This is a genomic window from Streptomyces sp. NPDC002265 (assembly GCF_040296125.1).
Classification (GTDB): Bacteria; Actinomycetota; Actinomycetes; order Streptomycetales; family Streptomycetaceae; genus Streptomyces.
Genome location: NZ_JBEOWS010000596.1, coordinates 1 through 2,988, shown reverse-complemented (window position 1 = coordinate 2,988; position 2,988 = coordinate 1). Strand labels below are relative to the sequence as shown.

The following is a 2,988-nucleotide window of genomic DNA, read 5'->3' as shown; positions in this document are numbered from 1 at the left end:
CCGCCGTACTCCTCCGGCACGTGCACGGCGTGCAGATCGTTCGCGACCAGCGCGTCCAGCGCCTCCTGCGGGAACCGCGCCTCCTCGTCCACCACGGCCGCGAACGGGGCTATCTTCGCCTCGGCCAGCGAACGGACGGCGTCACGGAGCATGTCGTGCTCCTCGGACGGGCGGTACAGGTCGAAGTCAGCCGATCCGGCCAAGGTCTCTCACGCTCCAAGGGAACTGCGCTAACTACCGTTAAGTAACTCAAATTTTAGGGGCCCGCCCACCGGACAGATACGTGAGCTTGGCGACAGGAGGCAATCTGCCCGTTGAAGAGGCGCGGCACGCCCCGACTATGCTCGGGCGGCACCGCACAGCGCGTATCCGACGCCGTACACCCCAGGAGCACTGCATGGCCGCCCTCAGGATCACCGTGATCGGCACCGGTTATCTCGGCGCCACGCACGCCGCGGCCATGGCCGAGCTCGGCTTCGAGGTGCTCGCGCTCGACGTGGTGCGCGAGAAGATCGAGATGCTGGAGCGGGGCGAGACCCCGATGTACGAGCCGGGGCTCGAGGAACTGCTGCGCCGGCATGTCGCCGGGTTCGAGGGCACCACCGGCCGGCTGCGCTTCACCCAGGACTGGGCCGAGGTCGGGGCGTTCGGCGACGTCCACTTCGTGTGTGTGAACACGCCGCAGAAGCACGGCGAGTACGCCTGCGACATGTCGTACGTCGAGTCTGCCCTCTCCTCCCTCGCACCACACCTGACCAGGCCCACCCTCGTGGTCGGCAAGTCCACCGTGCCCGTCGGCTCCGCCGACCGGCTGGCCCGCATGGTCACCGGACTCGCACCGGCCGGCGCGGACGCCGAGCTGGCCTGGAACCCGGAGTTCCTGCGCGAGGGCTTCGCCGTCCAGGACACCCTGCACCCCGACCGGATCGTGGTGGGCGTGCGCAGCGAGCGGGCGGAGAAGCTGCTGCGGCAGGTGTACGCCACCCCCGTCGGGGAGGGCTCGCCGTTCGTCGTCACCGACTTCCCCACCGCCGAGCTGGTGAAGACCTCCGCGAACTCCTTCCTCGCCACCAAGATCTCCTTCATCAACGCCATGGCGGAGATGTGCGAGGCCGCGGGCGGTGACGTGGTCAAGCTGGCCGAGGCGATCGGGCACGACGACCGGATCGGCAAGAAGTTCCTGCGGGCCGGGATCGGCTTCGGCGGCGGCTGCCTGCCCAAGGACATCCGGGCCTTCATGGCGCGGGCCGGCGAGCTCGGTGCCGACCAGGCACTGACCTTCCTGCGCGAGATCGACTCCATCAACATGCGCCAGCGCGGGCAGATGGTGGAGCTGGCCCGCCAGGCGCTGGGCGGCGGTTCCTTCCTGGGCAAGCGGGTCGCCGTGCTCGGCGCCACCTTCAAGCCCGACTCCGACGACGTCCGGGACTCGCCCGCGCTGAACGTCGCCGGTCAGATACACCTCCAGGGCGGCCAGGTGACCGTCTACGACCCCAAGGGCATGGAGAACGCCCGGCGGGTCTTCCCCACGCTCGGCTACGCCGAGTCGGCGCTGGAGGCCGTGCGGGGCGCCGATGTCGTCCTGCACCTGACCGAGTGGCGGGAGTTCCGCGAGCTGGACCCGGCGCGGCTCGGCGAGGTCGTCAAGACCCGGCTGATCCTGGACGGGCGCAACGCCCTCGACCCCGAGCTGTGGCGCAAGGCCGGCTGGAGCTACCGGGCGATGGGGCGTCCGACCGCCTGACCGGCACACAGAACGAGACGACGCCGGTTCGGCCGAGGCTCAGTCGGCCGAACCGGCGTACTGCTGCATTCTGCCGCACCCGGCCCGCAGGTGACGTAAGAACTTCCTGTGCGTCGCCGCCCGCGGCCGCGCGCGACGCCCCGGGCGGGCCCGGCCCTCACCGGCCCTTGGCCCGGTAGCGGCGCATCTTCGCGCGGGCTCCGCACACCGACATCGAGCACCAGCGGGCCCGGCCGGCCGGGCTGCGGTCGTAGTACGCCCAGTGGCAGGTCACGTCCTCGCAGGCCTTCAGCCGGGTCCAGGTGCCCGCGACCAGGGAGTCCGCCACCGCGGCCGCGATCCGGGACCGCAGGGGCGCCTCGGCGCCGGGGGTGAGCCGCGCGGAACCGTCCCTGGCGTCGACCGCCACGTACAGCGGTGCCGCCGCCAGCAGGGCCCCCAGGTCGGCCACCTCGCGGTGCGGTGGATGGCCCGCGTGGGCGAGCAGCGCGGCGCGCAGTGACTCGCGCAGGTCGCGGGCGTCCGCCAGGTCGTCGAGGGTGAGTCCGAAGCGCGACCTGCCGTCGGGCGTGTCGAGCGCGTCGGCGCCGGACCCGAGGTCCAGCGTGTTCACCAGGGACTCGATCAGCGCCAGCCCGCCCGGTGCGGGCGATCTCTCACTCATGGCGGCGCGCCACCTCCGGTTCCCGGTATTTCTCTTGTGACGTTACCTCCTGTGGGGCAGCATGAGGTAACGGTTACTGGTTACCCGTCTCTACAGGTAACGCCGATCGAGGAGGAAGTCATGGCTCTCGCCAAGCTGGACACCGTCGTCCTGGACTGTCCCGACCCCAGTGCCCTGGCCGGTTTCTACGCCGTGCTGCTCGGCGGCACCCTGGAGGAGCAGGAGGACTGGGTCGACGTGAAGGTCGACGGCGCCCAGGTGCTGGCGTTCCAGGCCTCACCCGGGTACGTACCGCCGAAGTGGCCCTCGTCCGACGGTTCGCAGCAGTTCCATCTGGACCTGACCGTCGACGACCTGGACACCGCCGAGCAGGAGGTTCTGCGGCTCGGCGCCCGCCCGCTGGAGGCCGAGGACCGCTCGCGCAGCTTCCGGGTCTACGCGGACCCGGCGGGACACCCGTTCTGCCTGTGCCGGGCCTAGTACCGGTACGGGATCCGGCAGGAGCACGGGAGCGGGGGGGGGGGGGGGGGCGGCCCCCCCCCCCCCCCCCCCCGGGGGGGGGCGCGGGCCCGACGGGAGA

4 protein-coding genes are annotated in these 2,988 nt (G+C 71.5%); 2 read left to right on the top strand and 2 right to left on the bottom strand.

Annotated elements, in window-relative coordinates:
* Window positions 1-203: acyl-CoA dehydrogenase family protein (locus tag ABT085_RS45295; RefSeq protein WP_351622799.1), on the bottom strand; the 203-nt coding region annotated here is incomplete at its 3' end.
* Window positions 204-397: 194 nt separating this feature from the next.
* Here ABT085_RS45295 and ABT085_RS45290 point away from each other — a divergent pair.
* Window positions 398-1,744, top strand: a complete 1,347-nt coding sequence (locus tag ABT085_RS45290; RefSeq protein WP_351622796.1) for a UDP-glucose dehydrogenase family protein — start codon at window positions 398-400, stop codon at window positions 1,742-1,744.
* Between the two features lie 157 nt (window positions 1,745-1,901).
* Here the strand turns inward: ABT085_RS45290 and ABT085_RS45285 are convergent, their stop codons facing one another.
* Window positions 1,902-2,408 carry a CGNR zinc finger domain-containing protein gene (locus ABT085_RS45285; protein ID WP_351622793.1) on the bottom strand — a complete coding sequence of 169 codons (507 nt, stop codon included), beginning with the start codon at window positions 2,406-2,408 and terminating at the stop codon, window positions 1,902-1,904.
* Between the two features lie 120 nt (window positions 2,409-2,528).
* On the opposite strand from ABT085_RS45285, the gene ABT085_RS45280 reads away from it, so the two are divergent.
* Entirely contained in the window at window positions 2,529-2,888 is a 360-nt protein-coding gene (locus ABT085_RS45280) for a VOC family protein (protein WP_351622790.1), read from the top strand.
* Window positions 2,889-2,988: the final 100 nt, after the last annotated feature.

Excerpts from the sequence above, each read along its gene's own strand:
- ABT085_RS45290 (WP_351622796.1), top strand. The coding sequence starts at position 398 with ATGGCCGCCCTCAGGATCACCGTGATCGGCACCGGTTATCTCGGCGCC.
- ABT085_RS45285 (WP_351622793.1), bottom strand. The coding sequence starts at position 2,408 with ATGAGTGAGAGATCGCCCGCACCGGGCGGGCTGGCGCTGATCGAGTCC.
- ABT085_RS45280 (WP_351622790.1), top strand. The coding sequence starts at position 2,529 with ATGGCTCTCGCCAAGCTGGACACCGTCGTCCTGGACTGTCCCGACCCC.